Raw genomic sequence first — 16,118 nt, forward strand, 5'->3', positions numbered from 1 at the left:
TCAATAAGCTCTTTTTTTGCATTCGATTTTGATTTCTTTAGCGGTTATATTTTGAACTTGATTTGGAGTTTGTGGGTTTGGTGTTGTTTGAGCGTGGCTATGGAAAACTTTAGCTTCTATAAAAGTTCCTACTTTTAAATCTTTAAAAGTACCATATTTGTCCATACCAAAAATACCACAATCATCCATATCTATTTCTGTATTTGGTAGAATTTTTACATTCATTTTCTCTCCATAAGTAGTATCAATTAAAATAGTTTTAGTGCTATCATCTACATCCGTTATCACACCATAAATTTCATCTGCATAAGCAAGACTTGAAAGACTTAAAGCTGTTAACAATGCAGTAATTTTCTTTTTCATTTTTCTCTCCTTTATTTTTTATAGTAAGAATTATATAATTTTTTGAGTGAAGCAAGAGTGAATTTAGATATAATTTGAAAAATTTATTAAATGGGGTATATATGAAAGGATTTTTACATTATTTTTTTGCTTTTTTACTTGTAAGTTTATTATTTGCTTGTTCTAAAAATGAGGATAAAAGCTCTATTATAAGAGCTTATGGTTTTAATGAAAATACACAAAGTGTTTTTGTAGAGTTTAACACCAATATCATTAATCAAGAAATAGGTGTTATAAAAGAAAGAGAGATTATTCTTAATAATCAAAAGACAAAAGTAAAATATGAGTTTGAAACACCTACAAGATTGAACATTTTTACAGCTTTAAAAGCAAATCAAAAATATGATATTTTTATAGATTTAAATGATATCATAGCTAATGAAAAAGTACAATTGAAAGTAAAAACTCCTTTTGAAAAACTAGATATTAAAGGATATTTTCAAAATATTTCAAATGATGAGAGTGTATTAGTTTTAAATATTCAAAGTTTTTATACTCTTAATAAAGATGAATTGTTAAAAGCTATTAAAATTAATGTGCAAGAAAAAGAAATTCAAGTAGATAAAATCATCATTCAAGGTGATATGGCAAGTGTGTATTCTAAAGTGCTGAATATCAAAAATACCAATACTAATGTAAAAGTAGTTTTTGATAAAGAAAATTTAGGTTTAGAAAATAATATAAATTTAGAGTATATTTTGCTTGCTAAGAATGAATTTGTTTTTCAAAATGCAAATGTGGTTAATAAAAATATAGAATTGCTTTTTTCTCAAAATATTTCGCAAGATCAAAATTTAAAAGATTTGATTTTTATTACTCCCAAAGTAGATTTTAAAGCATTAGCCTTTGGAAATAAAATTAAACTTACAGGTGATTTTTCTCCGAATAAAACTTATGAAATTCAACTTGCTCAAGGGATTAAAAGTGCTGATGGAATTAGCACAAAAGAAGATTATAAAACTCAAGTAAGTTTAAAAGACTATGAACCTGCTATAAGTTTTACAAATCAAGGAGTTTTTTTATCTAGTAAAGCAAGCAAAATAATAGCTTTTAAGAGTATGAATATTAAAAAGGTTCATTTAGAAGTTTATCAAGTATTTTCAAATAACTTAAGTGAATATTTAAGATATAAAAATCTTCAAGGTGCTAAAAATTTAAGCGACTATGATAGTGATATTTTTTCAGAAAGCGATTACACTAGTGAAGTGGTGTTAAAAAAAGACTTTGATATAAAAAACACCAAAAATCAATGGCAAGAAAATGAAATAGTATTAGATGGTTTAAAAGATTTAAGCGGTGTATTTATAGTGAAGCTTTATTTTAAAGAAGAAGATGTTGATTATGTTTTTGATGAGGGAATGGAGAGTTGGAAAAAATATAGATTTTTTAACCAAAAAGCAAAAGTAAGTAAGAACTTAATTTTTTCAGATATAGCTTTGATTGCTCAAAATTTAAATAAAAAGCTTTTTGTAGATGTGAGAGATTTTACTACGCAAAAGGCTTTAGGTGGGGTTAAGGTTGATGTGATTAGCAAAAGCAATCAAGTTTTAGCTTCTAAAATGAGTGATGATAATGGTTTAGCTGTTTTTGATGATATTGATGAGTCAAAAGCTTTGTTTATTATCGCTTCAAAAGATAAACAGGCTTCTATTTTGCGTTTAAGCTCACCTTTATTATATGATGGTTTTGATGTAGATGGTTTTGATTTAACTTCTCAAAATAAAGTATTTATTTACACAGAAAGAGGGGTTTATAGACCAGGTGATGATATTTATTTAACTATGGTTGCAAGAAATGATAAAGGAGTTGTTAATCATCCTATATTTTTAAGTTTTTTTGACCCACGTAATAAAAAACTTTTAGATAAAATCAAGCTTGATTCTTTGAGTAATGGAACTTTTTATAAAAAGATTTCACTTGATCAACAAGCTTTAAGTGGAGTGTATTTGGCTAGGGTTGAATTTGCAAATGCTGTTTTTGATAAAGAAATTTTAGTGCAAAATATAGTACCAAATCGTATAAAAGTATCTATGCAAGCTCCAAAAAGTATAAAAGAAAATGAAAAATTAGATTTTAATATTAGTTCAAAATATCTTTTTGGAACACCAGCAAGTAATTTACAATATCAAGCTGATTTATTTGTAAGTAAAAAAGAATATAAAAATTCAAAATACCCAGAATACATTTTTTCAAATCCTAGTGTTTTAGTACAAAAATATCAAGATAATTTAAAAGGTATGTTAGATGAAAATGGCTTTACAAAGCAAGAATTTACTTTAAATGACTTTTTAAAAAATACCCCATATAACCTTGAAGCTAGTATAAGGGCTAGAGTTTTTGAAAAAGGTTCAAGGTCGGTTGAAGCACTTGTAAATTCACAGGTAATATTGCATGAGTATTTTGTAGGTATTAAGCGTTTAAAAAATCACTATTTAAGCTCGGGTTCTATTGTCAATTTTGAAGCCATTGTGAGCGATTTAGATGAGAATTTAATAGCAAATAGGGAAATTAAATACACTATTTATGCAAATGATTATTCTTGGTGGTGGGATTATGATAATTATGATGATTTTTTAAAATCACTCAAAAAGGATAAAAACACACAAATAGTTACACAAGGAACCATTTTAAGTAAAGATAAACCAGTTAAAATAGAATTTGATCCAAAAGAATATCATGGTGAAATGTTTATAGAACTTGAAGATGTACAAAGTAAAACAAGCACAGGGGAGTTTTTTTATATTAGTAGTTTTGGTGCACCAAGTAATGCTGATATAGTGAGTTCTTTAAAGATTAAAAGTGATAAAAAAGAATACAAACCAAATGAAACGGCTTTTATAGAATTTGAAAGTGTTAAGGGTGCCAAAGCTATTATTACTTTAAATGATAATGTAAAGGTTTTAAAACGCTTTGTGATAGATACACATGAAGATATTACAAAGGTTGAAATTCCTATTCTTAAAGAATATATGCCAAATGTTTATGTGAGTGTGATTTTGCTTCAAGATTATGATCAATATACTAATGATAGAGCCTTGAGACTTTTTGGCGTGGTGCCTTTGAATGTAGTAGATGAGCAAAGTAAAATCGAGCTTGATTTAAAAGTACCGGATAAAATCATGCCCAAACAAGATTTTGAAGTAGAAATTCAAAGTAAAAACAAGCAAAGTTATACTTATACCATCGCTATTGTAGATGAGGGCTTGCTTGATGTGAATGCTTTTAAAACCCCAGATATTTGGGGGTATTTTTACCAAAAAACACGCTTTAATATGAGTATATATGATACCTATGATAAAATCATTGCTAAAAATATTTCTAATGTTTCTAAGGTATTGACTACGGGTGGTGATGTTTTCTTAGAAAGTAGAGCAAATAAAAGCAAAAATGATGAAAAAGCAAGACGCTTTAAACCGGTTGTATTGTTTCAAGAACCAGTGCAAAGCGATGAAAATGGTTATGCAAAATTAAAATTTAATATGCCATCATACTTAGGTTCGGTTAGAGTTATGGTAGTGGCAAACAACTTAGCAGGTTTTGGCAGTGCTTCTAAAGATATCCAAGTTAGCGCACCTGCTGTGATGCTTGAAACCTTGCCAAGAGCTTTAAGACTTGATGATGAGTTTAAGTTTTTGGTACAAGTATTTAAAGTAGATGATGATGTAAAAAATGCAAAACTTAAATTAAAAACAAAAAATTCACTCATAAATTTTGAAAATGATGAAATTTTGATTGATTTTAGTAATGAAAAAAGCAAAGATATTTATGTTAATGCAAAAGTAAATTCAAACAAGCTTGGAGTAGAGGAAATAGAGTTAAGTTTAAATGCAAAAGATTATACTTATACTCAAAATACGCAAATTGATATAAAAGCGCTAAATACCATTACTTATGAGGGTAAATCTTTTAAAATTCCTGCAAATACTTCTATGGAGTTTAAAATCACACAAGATTATATTAATCCAGTAGCGTTTTTAAGTGTGAGTTCTAAGCCTATTTTAAATATAAATCATAGATTAAAATACTTGCAAAATTATCCTTATGGATGTATAGAGCAAAGTACTTCAGCAGTTTTACCACAACTTTTTTTACAAAAACTTGATCAAGGGGCAAATAAGCAAAAAAATATTAACAATATCAATGCATTGTTAAGTAAATACGCAAATTTTCAAACCGCTAATGGTGGCTTTGCTTATTGGCAAGGACTTAAAGATTCTGATGCTTGGGGAAGTAATTATGCGGGTATGTTTATGATTTTAGCCAAAGAAAGAGGCTATTATGTGGGTGAGGGTATGTTTAAAGCATGGCTTGATTATCAAAAACGCTATGTTTTAAAAGCTCAAACAAATAAAGAAATTAGAATAAATTCTTTATATCTTTTAGCTTTAGCTAAAGAGCCAAATTTAAGTATAATGAATGCTATTTATGAAGATAGCGCTTATTTGCAAAGCCTAAATAATGTAAGTCTTTGGCAACTTAGCGCAGCTTATAAATTAGCAGGTTTTGATGAGGTAGCTTTAAATATAGCTAAAAATTTAAGCATAAAGCCTGATGGAAAAGCTAATTACACTCATACTTATGGATCTTTTTTAAGAGATGAAGCTATTATTGCAAATGCGTATAAAATAGTTTATGGTAAAGATAATGATGAATTATTAGATGATATTAAAAAAACTTTAGAAAGCCATGCTTGGCTTAGCACTCAAAGTACAGGTTATGCTTTATATGCTTTGGCAAATAGCTTTAGCGATGAAAGTTCTAAAACTATCAATGCAAGCCTAAAAATTAACGGTGAGAGTAAAAAGCTCAATGCAAGTTTTTCTAAATTCGAGTTCAATCAAGGTAGTGCTTTGATAGAAGCTAAAGAAGATACCTATGTACATTTTGGAGTAGAGGGTATTAAAAAAGGTATTGCTGAGCCTTTTGCACAGCGTATGTATATAGAAAGAAGTTTTTATGATGAAAATGGAAATGAAATAGATGAAAGTGCTATAAAAAGCTCTCAAATTTTTTATATGAAATTAAAAATATCAAATAAAAATTATCCAGGTGCTTCTAATATAGCTTTAACTCAAATTTTACCAAGTGGATGGGAGATAGTGTATGATCTTTTAGATGATGAAGCTCCTGATTTTGTAAAAAATTCTTATTATGATTTTGTAGATATAAGAGATGATAAGATTATGTATTTCTTTCCTTTGTATTCTGATGAATCAAGAGAATTTTTTGTGAAATTAAGTGCTGTTACTCCGGGTGTTTATACTTTGAGCGGAGCTTATGCTGAGGCAATGTATGATAATGCTTATAAAGCTTTAAGTGAGAGTAAAAGAGTCAAAGTAGTGCAGTGAAAATCAAAATAAGCCTTGCAATATGCTTTTTAAGCCTATGTTTTTACATAGGCTTAGTTTATTTTAGTTTTGATAGCAAGGATTTATTTAAAGGCACTTATAGCAAGGTTTTGCTTGATAAAAATAAAGAAATTCTTAGTGTGTTTTTAGATGCTAATGAACAATGGCATTTAGAGAGTGAGTTTATACCGCAAAAATTAAAAAGTGCAGTTCTTTTATATGAAGATAAAAATTTTTATTCTCATTATGGAGTAGATTTTTTAGCGCTTATAAGGGCTTTTAAAAATAATCTTTTTTCAAGTAAAAGAAGTGGTGCAAGCACGATTTCTATGCAAACAATCAAACTTCTAGAGCAAAACAAACGCACATATTTTAATAAATTTAACGAAATCATCAAAGCTTTTGCTTTAGAAAGTGCTTATGAAAAAGATGAAATTCTAAAGCTTTATTTAAACAATGCTCCTTATGGAGGAAATTTAGTAGGTGTTGCAAGTGCGGGTTTGTTTTATTTTGAAAAAGATTTAAAAGATCTTACTTGGAGTGAAGCAGCTTTGCTTGCTGTGCTTCCTAATAATCCAGGTTTAATTAATCTTGAAAAAAACAAAGATAAGCTTTTAAAAAAACGCAATGTTTTACTTGATAGACTTTTTGAAAAGGGATATTTTTCTAAAGATATTTTAACTCTTGCAAAGGCTGAAAAACTTCCTAGTTTTAAAGCAAGAAAAAACTTGGCCCCACATTTAGCACGTAGGTTTTTAGCGGATAAAGAAAAAATCATTTCTAGTATAGATAAAAAAATTCAAATTAAATTTGAAGAAAAGGCCAAAGAATATTCTTATAAACTACAACAAAAAGGTATAAAAAATTTAGCTATATTGTTAGCAGATACCAAAACAAATAAAGTTTTAGCTTATGTAGGTTCTAATGATTTTTATGATTTTGCAAGTTTTGGTCAAGTTGATGGGGTGATAGCAAAGCGTAGTGTGGGTTCAACCTTAAAACCTTTGCTTTTTGCTTTTGCTATAGATGAGGGACTTATAGTGCCTGAATCTTTAATGCTTGATGTGCCTACATATTTTTCTAATTTTGCTCCACAAAATGCAAATAAAAAATATCATGGTTTTGTTAGCGCAAAAGAATCTTTGCAAAAATCACTTAATATTCCTTTTGTAAGCTTACTTGCAGAATATGGGTATGAGAAGTTTTTTTATAAACTCAAAGATATTTTAGATTTTGAAGATGAAAATTTTAAAAAATACGGACTTTCTTTGATTTTGGGTACAAAAGAATTGAGTTTAGAAGATATGGTAAAAATTTATCTAGGGCTTGGAAATTATGGAAATTTTAAAGAACTTTTATATGAAGAAAATGCATTTACTAAAGAAGATAAAAAGCTTATTAGTGGTGGAGCAAGCTTTTTAACCTTGCAAACCTTAAAGGATTTAGATAAAGTAGGATTAAGACAATATGATTTTAATACTATCATTTCTTGGAAAACAGGCACAAGTTATGGTAGAAAAGATGCCTGGGCCATAGGAACTTCTCCAAAATACACTTTAGGAGTATGGATTGGAAATTTTAATGGTGAGGCAAATGCAAATTTATATGGTGTGAGTATAGCAGGAGAGTTGTTTTTTGAGCTTTTATCTTTACTTGATGGGATTAATTTAGAATTTGAAAAACCTAATGATTTAGTTACTATCAAGATAGAAAACCAAACAGGGTATAGATATGATTATAAATTTGATTTTAAAGAGGTGCTTTACCCAAAAAATGCAAATATATTAAGAACTTCACCGTTTTTAAAAGAAGTTTTTATGTATAAAAACAAAGAAGTTGATTCTTTAGATAAAAATTTTATCCACGCAAAGAAAAAAATTATTTTAAATTTACCTTCTAATGCACAAGCTTTTTTTACAAAAGAAAAGCAAAATTTACAAAGCTCTAATCAAAATTTAAAAATCATATATCCGCTAAATAATCTTAATATCATTTTGCCAAAAGATTTAAAATATCAGCAAAAATTGTTAATTAAGCTTATAAATCCTAAAAAAGAAAAACTTTTTTGGTATTTAAATCAAGAATTGATTTTTGAAGGAAAAGAAGAGCTTTTACCTTTAGATTTAAAAAAAGGTAAATACACTCTTAATATTATTAGTGAAAATGGAGCAAGTGATTTTGTTAAATTTAATGTATTTTAAATGTAAATAATAAATTTTATTAGCTAAAAATCCGTTATACCTCCCCCCCCCATATTTTATAGACATTTGTGTAAAAAAGTAAATTTATACAATATTGTTTAAAAAATAAATAAATAAAAATAAAATATTTTTTATACTTTTTTAATAAAAAAGATTTACAATAACAAAAAATTTTTACCATAGTTATTTAAGGAGAAAAAATGCGTAATTGGAGTCTTGTGCAAAAATTGTTGCTATAGCTATTATCACGGTTGTTTTGATTTTAAATATTTTATCTGTGCTTATTATTAACAGATCTATTACCATTTTAAATACACAAATAGAAAATACACTCACAGCTTCTGTGCATCGTTATGGAAATCAAACTGAGACATCTATTAAATCTTTGTTTATTAGTACCATTGGTACGCAAAGAACTTTAAATAACCTTATTTTAGAAGGTGCTATAAATCCAAAAAAAATAGAAAATATTCTTGGAGAAGCCGTTGATGCTAATCGTGACATAGCTTATGGGTATTACTATTTGCAAGATGGAACAATGTATAAGAATTTGGATGTTAAAGAAAAATATTTTACCAATAATAACGAATTTATGGTTTTGATGAGAGATTCGGATATAAACAATGCTGGAGGAATGCAAATTTTAGCAGCAAGTGAAGAGATTGCAAAAACTAGAGCCGTTAAAAATTTAATGAATGGAAATAAGTTATATTTTGGTGAACCAAGATGGTATAATATTCACGGAAACAAGTTTTTAGGGCTTAACGTAGCTGCACCTATAACAGATAAAAAAGGCAAGGCAATAGGTGTTGTCGGTATGCTTTTTGATCTTAAGCCTATTGCTACATTTTTGAATGATTCTTCAAGATCGATTTATCAAGGTGCAAGAAGAATTTTAATAGCAAGTAATGGTGTTATAGCTACACATCCAAATGCGGAATTTGTTACGAAAAAATTTCTGATGTGAATAAAAATGCAGCTTTTATATTAGATTTGCAAAAAACAGCTTATGTTGGTCCAATTAATTATATAGCAGATGATGGTAGTGAATATCATGGGGCTATAAGGGTGTTTGAAGTATGGCCAAACACTGGAATTCATTGGGCAATGTTGGCTATAGTTCCAAATGAATCTGTATATGCGCCTATTACAGAACTTAGAAATATTATCCTAATTAGCTCGGTTATTGCGGTAGTTTTCATTGTGATTGTTATTAGTACTTCGGTAAAAAGAATTGTTTCAATACAAATACAAAGATTACAAAACCATTTGATGAAATTTTTTAAATATTTAAATCACGAAGTAGCATCTGTTGAAGTTTTAACACCTAGATATAATGATGAACTCGGAAAAATGGCATTAATGATTAATGATAATGTTCAATATATTCATACGTGCTTAGAAAAAGATGAAATAACAGTGCAAAATATTATAGAAGTATCTTGTGATATAGAAAAAGGATATTTTACCCAAAGAATAAATACAAATCCTGTTAATCCAAAACTTGTAGAGTTAAAAGAAGTATTAAATAAAATGCTTGATGATATGCAAATGAAAATAGGTAAAGATTTAAATGAAATAGAAAGAGTTTTTGTAGTTTTCAAAATCTTGATTTCTCAGATAAACTTGACAATGCAGAAGGAGAGATAGAAAAATCACTTAATGCAGTAGGAGCAGAGATTAGAAAAATGCTTCAAGCTTCATTAAGTCAAGGAGAAATGTTTCAAACTAAAGCTGATTCTTTACAAGAAAGTGCCGCTGCGGTTGAGGAAATGAGTGCTTCTATGAATGCAGTAGCAGCAAGAACTCAAAAGTCTTTAGGTGAGATTGAAGCTAATACTAATATCTTAGTTCAATCTATTAATGAAATGGGTGAGAGTATTAAAGAGCAAGCTTTAGGAATTTCACAAATTAATCAATCTGTTCAGTAATAGATGGTTTAACTAAGGAAAATTCACAAATTGCACATGCAACAAATTCTGTAGCAAATGAAGTTGATTCTATGTCAGCTGATATTGTAGCAGAAGTTAGAAGAAAGAAATTCTAAAAAACTACCCTTTAAAGGGTAGTTTAATTTATAAAATATTCTTGAATTTTATTTTTATCTTCAAAAGCCATACTTTGGAAAATTTTATCTTTAAAGCCTATTTTGTATTTTGTATTATTTTGAGTTTTAGCATAAGTTAGTGCTATGCTTAGAGCAAGTTCAAGATCTTGTGGATTGATGTTTTCATCTACTAAAGAATAAGCACCTATTAAATCAAAAAGTTTTAATTCTTCATATTTTTGAGTTTTTAATTCTTTTAAAAATTGATTTTCTAACTCATTTCTACCCACTATCATTTTAGAGCCATTTGGAAGTCTTAAGTGGCGCCCGTATTTTAAAAGTTGAGCGTCATTAACTTGCATATTTTTATCAAAATTAATAAAATCTTTGATTTTATTTGAAAAACTCTCAAGTGTGAGCAAACATCCACCACCTGGGCTTTCAAAATCTTCAAAACCAAATTTGGCAGCTAGTTCAAGTTGTCTTTTTCTACTTCTTCCGCTTATGTTTTCTAACTTTTCTCTATCAACCCAACCCTCGCGTTCAGGTTTGGTTAGAGGTAAATTTTTAGCACACATTGGACGTAAGATTAAATCTTCTTCATCAAGAGCTAGTTTTTTAACCTTTGCCATAGCATCATTTCTTTGGCTCATTGGGCGTTGACCAACCACTTCTCCTGTGATGATAAAGCTTGCGTTTTCATCTTTTAACATAGAAAGAGCAGTTTTAAACATAAAAGCATGACAATCTATACAAGGGTTAAAATGTTTTCCATATCCATATTGAGGATTAAATAAAACTTCTTGCAAATAAGCATTTCTTACATCTATCATCTCAAAACTAGCTCCTGCCATAGCAGCACGTTTTGCCATGAGTTCGCTTTTATCGCTTGTGCCGCCAAAGCCTATATTGATATTTAAAGCTTTTACTTCTATGCCTTGAGAGCTTATGAGTTTTATAGCAAGCATAGAATCAAGGCCACCACTAAAAAGTGCTAATGCTTTCATTTTTTCCTTTCGAAATTTTTGGCATATTGTAGTGAATATTTTTTAATTTTTGTGTAAGTTTTTATTTAAAAAACTTCTTCTTCGAAGTTATAATGAATTGCTTTTTTATCTTTGATGTTTTTTTGTAGTCTGTTTAAAAATAATTCCAAACTTTCTTCATCATCTAAAAAATGTACGCTTTTTAAAACTTCTATCAAGTGGTTAAAAAAAACTTCATCGTTTTGATAGCTTTTTTTGATTTTTTCTAAATTTTGATTAAGTAAATTATAAATTTGTTTTTTAAAAGCTTGTTTTAAATTTAAACTTTTTAATTTATTAAAATATGCAAGGTTGATCTTACAAATAGCATATAAAAATTCTTCTATATTGCTTAAATTCTTGATATTTTCAAACTCATAAAGTTCTCTTATGCTAGGATCTTCAAAGTTTTTTTGTTCTAAAATAGCTTTAGTGATATCTTGGTGTAAAAAATATTTTTTTGCGCTTAAAAGTTTAAAAAGTCCTATAATTTCATTATTTTCATATAAAAATTTCAAAAGCTCTAATTCGCTTATATTATTGATTTTGCTTTGTTTGGTGGGATTAGTAAAGTTGTTGTTTTTTCTTGTATTTTTAGAAAGTTTAATATCATTAATATTTACACCCAAAAGATTTGCTACTAAGGTAGTGTAGGAATTTGCTATTAAAGGTTCAAGGTTAAAAGTGTATTTTTGTACCTCTTCTAAAGCTTTTTGTTTGCTAAGTGCTGAGTTTAAATCACAACCTGCAATCAAACTTCTTATATAAAATTCTCCAAGTTCTATACCTTTTTCTAAAATATTAAAAAGTAATTTTTCTTGATGGTTTGCTACGAGTTCAGCCGGATCTTTCCCACCTTCTATTAAGACCACTTTTCCATCAATTTTTGCTAAACTTAGCAAATGTGCTGAACGCACAGCAGCGTTAAGTCCTGCATTATCATTATCAAAACACAAAATTACTCTTGCTTCTAATCTTTTTATCAAAGGTATGTGATTTTCACCTAAAGCGGTTCCTAAAACTGCTACAGCATTTTTAAATCCTGCTTTATGAAAGGCTATAGCATCCATATAACCCTCACAAATTATCATTTCTTTTTGTTTATAAATGGTATCTTTTGCTAAATTAAGTGCGTAAAAAACGCGTGATTTATCAAAAAGTTTACTTTGGGGGGAATTAACGTATTTTGCCATATTATTTTCATCTAAAGTTCTACCACCAAAGCCTATGAGCAAATTTTTATGATCATAAATGCTAAAAGTAATGCGGTTGATAAAGCTTGCATAAGCGCCATTTTCATTTTGTTTTATTGCGCCTACTTCTAAAGCCTCTTCTTGAGTGATTTGCTCATTTTGTAAAAGTCTTAGTGTTTCATTAGAACTTGGTGCAAAACCTAGCTCAAAAGTTCTAATATCCTCATCATTTAAACCTCTTTTATAAAGATAAGTTAAAGCTTCTTTGTTTTTAGCTAAGTTTTGCTTATAAAAAGCGTTAAGAGTAGGCAAGATATGAATGATGGATTTTTTATTATCTTGTTTTTGCGAGGTATAAGTAAGTGAAAAATTACTCCATGAAGCAACTTTTTCTACTGCTTCAACGAAGTTTAATTTCTCATAATCCATTACAAATTTAAAAACATTACCCCCAGCTTTGCATGCAAAACAATGATAAAATCCTTTAATAGAATTAATATGCATACTAGGATTTTTATCATCATGAAAAGGACAAATGCAAACATAGCTTGAGCCTTGTTTTTTTACTTCAACATAATGAGCTATGATATCAACAATATCTGTTTTTTGTAAAAGTTGTTCTATACTTGCTTGTTCTATCATCTTTAAACCTTAAAGAAAATTATATAAGCATTTAGCTATAATTGTTATAAATTTGAAAATTAAGTTGCAAGGTTATGGATTTTTTCTTTGTAGAATACCGCGATCCTTTATTTGGTCTTATTGTTTTGACTGCTTTGGTTTTTATCATAGCCAGTTCGCATTATATATGGCGTATTTTTGCAAATAAAGATCAAAAAAGCAAACTTGATCGTTTTGTAAAAAAATTTGAAATTAATTCTACACACCAACAAATTTTAAAAAATGCTAATTTAAGCATAGAAAATTTAAACTTCTTAGCTCAAATTTTTACCAAAAGTGGTGAATTTGAAAAAGCTGTGGGGATTTATCTCATAGCTTTGCAAAAAGCAAATGAAGCAAGCCAAAAAGAATTTATCTTTTTTTCACTAGCACAAGTATATTTAAAAGCAGGATTTTTAGAGCGTAGCGTAGAAGCTTTATTAAATGCTTTAAAAATCAAAGCACGTAATAAAGAAAGCTTAAAACTTTTAAAAATTGTTTATTTAAAACTCAAAGATTATGATAAGGTTTTGGATGTTTTAGAATGTTTGTTTGAGCTAGGAGAAAATATATATGCAGAAAAAGCTTTGATAAAAGCTTTGAAAATTCAAGCAAGTTTTAAAGAGCAAGAGCAAAAACTAAAAAAAATTTTAGCTTTAAGCAAGGATAATGAGTATATTTTAAGACTTTGTTTTTTACATTATAAAGATAAACTTACCCAAATGCCTCAATTTGAAAATGTCGTTGATTTGCTTAATGAATGCAAAAGTCCGCTTAATCTTGAAGATGAAAAATATCATGAGTTTTTTTATGCAAAAAATTTAAGCACAAAAGCTATTCTTATCAAAAATCATAAACTAAAAATTTTAAAAATTTTAAATGATAATAAGCTAAGTGCAAATCTTAGCTTTACTTATGTGTGTAATAATTGTAAAAATCAAAGTCCTTTGTTTTTTTATCATTGTCCATTTTGTTATGAATTTGGAAAATGCGAGATTTATTATGAGGTAAAAGCTTGAAAAATATTGAAATTTATACCGACGGTTCTTGTTTAAACAACCCTGGTTTTGGAGGGTGGGCTTATGTTTTAACTTATAAAAATCATCAAAAAGAACAAAGTGGGGCGTGTGAGAATACAACAAATAACCGCATGGAGTTAATGGCTATTATAGAGGCTTTAAAAGCTTTAAAAGAACCATGTGAGGTAAAATTATATACAGATTCAAATTTAATGGTACAAAGTATTAATGAATGGCTTGAAGGTTGGGTAAAAAAAGATTTTAAGGGTAAAAAAAATATTGATCTTTGGAAAGAGTATTTAAAAGTAGCTAAAGATCATAAAATAACTGCTTTTTGGATCAAAGCACACAATGGCCATGAATTAAATGAGCGTTGTGATGAGCTAGCAAGAAATGCAGCCTTAAAACTCCAAGAAGAAAGGGCAATAAATGCTTAAAAAACTCCAAGAAAGACTAAATTATCATTTTAAAAATGAGCAATTACTCATCGAAGCTTTGACGCATAAAAGCTACAAAAAGCCTTATAATAATGAAAGATTAGAGTTTTTGGGTGATGCTGTAATGGATTTAGTAGTAGGGGAGTTTTTGTTTTTTAAATTTCAAAAAGACTCAGAAGGAAACCTTTCTAAACTTAGAGCAGCTTTGGTGAATGAAAAATCTTTTGCAACTTTAGCACAAAAACTTGATCTTGGAGCATGTATTTTTATGTCTATTGCAGAAGAAAATAACGATGGACGCAATAAACCTTCCATACTTTCTGATGCTTTTGAAGCACTAATGGGAGCTTTGTATTTAGAAATAGGTTTTGAAAAAACTAAAAATATAGCATTAAATTTACTTAATGAAGTTTATCCGCATATTGACACACAAAGTTTATTTAAAGACTATAAAACAAGATTACAAGAAATCACGCAAGCAAATATGGCGGGAACTCCTGAGTATATTGTAGTAAAGGCTTTTGGACCTGATCATAAAAAGCAATTTGAAATTGCAGTGAAAATTCAAGGCATAGAAGTAGCAAGATCTACAGCAGGTAGCAAAAAAGAAGCCCAGCAACAATGTGCTAAAATCGCACTTGAAAAATTAGGAAAACTATGAATAGCTTTGGAATAAGATTTAAATTTACAAGCCTTGGTGAATCTCATGGTCAAGCTATAGGTTGTGTGATAGATGGTATGCCAGCAGGGGTTAAATTTGATTTTGATTTTTTGCAAGAAATGCTAGATAAAAGAAAACCAGGTCAAAATAAATTTAGCACTCCTAGAAAAGAAGAAGATAAGGCTCAAGTTTTAAGTGGAGTTTTTGAAGGTTATACAACAGGAACTCCTATAAGTGTTTTGGTGTATAATGAAAATACACGTTCGAAGGATTATGAAAAAGATGTATTTCGTCCCGCACATGCTGATTTTACTTATTATCACAAATATGGCATTAGAGATTATAGAGGTGGTGGAAGAGCTAGTGCTAGAGAAAGTGTAGCAAGAGTAGCAGCAGGAGCTGTGGCACAAATGCTTTTAAAAGAATTTGACATAGAGATAATGAGTGGAGTTTTTGGAGTAGGAAGTATTGATAGCAAACTTAGTAATGATGAGTTTGATTTTGATTATGCTAAAAATAGTGAAGTTTATGCTTTAGATAAAAATTTAGAGCAAAGTTTTAAAGATGAAATTTTAAAAGCTAAAAAAGCTAAAAACAGCATAGGTGCTAGAGTTTTTACTAGAGTAAAAAATCCTATCATAGGCTTAGGTGAGCCTTTGTATGATAAGCTTGATTCTAAACTTGCTCATGCAATTATGGGAGTCAATGCGGTTAAAGCTATAGAAATAGGAAGTGGCATTCAAAGTAGCTATATGTATGGAAGCGAAAATAATGATGAGTTAAAAGATGGGGTGTTTTTAAGCAATCATAGCGGTGGGATCTTAGGTGGAATTTCTAATGGGGACTTTATCGATATAAAAACATATTTTAAACCAACGCCCTCTATATTTTTACCCCAACAAACACAAAATATTCAAGGAGAAAATATTATACACGAGTTACAAGGTAGACATGATCCTTGTGTGGGTATAAGGGGTAGTGTTGTAGTAAATGCTATGGTGGCAATTTGCATGGCTGATGCTTTGCTTTTAAATGCAAGTTCAAATTTGCAAAATTTACAACGAGTTTATGTAAAAAATAAATAAAAATTTAATACTTATTTAGATATGATGATAAAATATCTTT

The 16,118-nt window shown here is 28.8% G+C and carries 12 protein-coding genes; 9 read left to right on the forward strand and 3 right to left on the reverse strand.

Annotation, left to right across the window (positions count from 1 at the left end):
• Positions 1 to 363, reverse strand: coding sequence for a hypothetical protein (locus ACOTVC_RS05220; protein WP_039642431.1), 363 nt, complete (start codon positions 361 to 363; stop codon positions 1 to 3).
• Between the two features lie 101 nt (positions 364 to 464).
• Here ACOTVC_RS05220 and ACOTVC_RS05225 point away from each other — a divergent pair, with 101 nt between their 5' ends.
• The 5 genes from ACOTVC_RS05225 (at position 465) to ACOTVC_RS05245 (ending at position 9,882) form a co-directional block, all read left to right on the forward strand.
• A complete protein-coding gene (locus tag ACOTVC_RS05225; RefSeq protein ID WP_421627889.1) occupies positions 465 to 5,750 on the forward strand; it encodes an MG2 domain-containing protein in 5,286 nt (1,761 codons plus the stop codon).
• Entirely contained in the window at positions 5,747 to 7,951 is a 2,205-nt protein-coding gene (gene pbpC / locus ACOTVC_RS05230; RefSeq protein ID WP_214115911.1) for a penicillin-binding protein 1C, read from the forward strand. Before ACOTVC_RS05225 ends, pbpC begins: the two co-directional genes overlap by 4 nt.
• A gap of 208 nt (positions 7,952 to 8,159) precedes the next feature.
• Positions 8,160 to 8,918 (forward strand): hypothetical protein, encoded by a 759-nt coding sequence (locus tag ACOTVC_RS05235; RefSeq protein WP_214115912.1) that lies wholly within the window; start codon positions 8,160 to 8,162, stop codon positions 8,916 to 8,918.
• Positions 8,915 to 9,601, forward strand: coding sequence for a hypothetical protein (locus tag ACOTVC_RS05240; RefSeq protein WP_214115913.1), 687 nt, complete (start codon positions 8,915 to 8,917; stop codon positions 9,599 to 9,601). The genes ACOTVC_RS05235 and ACOTVC_RS05240 overlap by 4 nt, the downstream gene beginning before the upstream one ends.
• 38 nt (positions 9,602 to 9,639) lie before the next feature.
• Positions 9,640 to 9,882 carry a hypothetical protein gene (locus ACOTVC_RS05245; RefSeq protein WP_214115914.1) on the forward strand — a complete coding sequence of 81 codons (243 nt, stop codon included), beginning with the start codon at positions 9,640 to 9,642 and terminating at the stop codon, positions 9,880 to 9,882.
• A 139-nt stretch (positions 9,883 to 10,021) separates the two neighbouring features.
• On the opposite strand, the gene ACOTVC_RS05250 is transcribed toward ACOTVC_RS05245, so the two are convergent.
• Together ACOTVC_RS05250 and dnaG are read right to left on the reverse strand one after the other, a co-directional pair.
• Complete coding sequence (locus tag ACOTVC_RS05250; RefSeq protein ID WP_039642426.1) at positions 10,022 to 11,005, reverse strand: MnmA/TRMU family protein; 984 nt, start codon at positions 11,003 to 11,005, stop codon at positions 10,022 to 10,024.
• 65 nt (positions 11,006 to 11,070) lie between these two features.
• Positions 11,071 to 12,858, reverse strand: a complete 1,788-nt coding sequence (gene dnaG / locus ACOTVC_RS05255; RefSeq protein ID WP_214115915.1) for a DNA primase — start codon at positions 12,856 to 12,858, stop codon at positions 11,071 to 11,073.
• 74 nt (positions 12,859 to 12,932) lie between these two features.
• Between dnaG and ACOTVC_RS05260 the strand changes: the two genes are divergently transcribed.
• From ACOTVC_RS05260 to aroC, 4 genes are read left to right on the forward strand one after another with little or no spacing between them, the layout of a single operon-like run.
• Entirely contained in the window at positions 12,933 to 13,895 is a 963-nt protein-coding gene (locus ACOTVC_RS05260) for a hypothetical protein (RefSeq protein ID WP_039642424.1), read from the forward strand.
• Positions 13,892 to 14,332, forward strand: a complete 441-nt coding sequence (rnhA, locus tag ACOTVC_RS05265) for a ribonuclease HI (RefSeq protein ID WP_214115918.1) — start codon at positions 13,892 to 13,894, stop codon at positions 14,330 to 14,332. Before ACOTVC_RS05260 ends, rnhA begins: the two co-directional genes overlap by 4 nt.
• The gene (gene rnc, locus ACOTVC_RS05270) at positions 14,325 to 14,993 is read left to right on the forward strand and encodes a ribonuclease III (protein ID WP_039619409.1); all 669 of its coding nucleotides are present in this window, start codon (positions 14,325 to 14,327) and stop codon (positions 14,991 to 14,993) included. The genes rnhA and rnc overlap by 8 nt, the downstream gene beginning before the upstream one ends.
• The gene (gene aroC, locus ACOTVC_RS05275; RefSeq protein ID WP_214115920.1) at positions 14,990 to 16,078 is read left to right on the forward strand and encodes a chorismate synthase; all 1,089 of its coding nucleotides are present in this window, start codon (positions 14,990 to 14,992) and stop codon (positions 16,076 to 16,078) included. Before rnc ends, aroC begins: the two co-directional genes overlap by 4 nt.
• Positions 16,079 to 16,118: the final 40 nt, after the last annotated feature.

This window comes from Campylobacter sp. GB48 (assembly GCF_049221845.1).
GTDB lineage: Bacteria > Campylobacterota > Campylobacteria > Campylobacterales > Campylobacteraceae > Campylobacter_D > Campylobacter_D lari_C.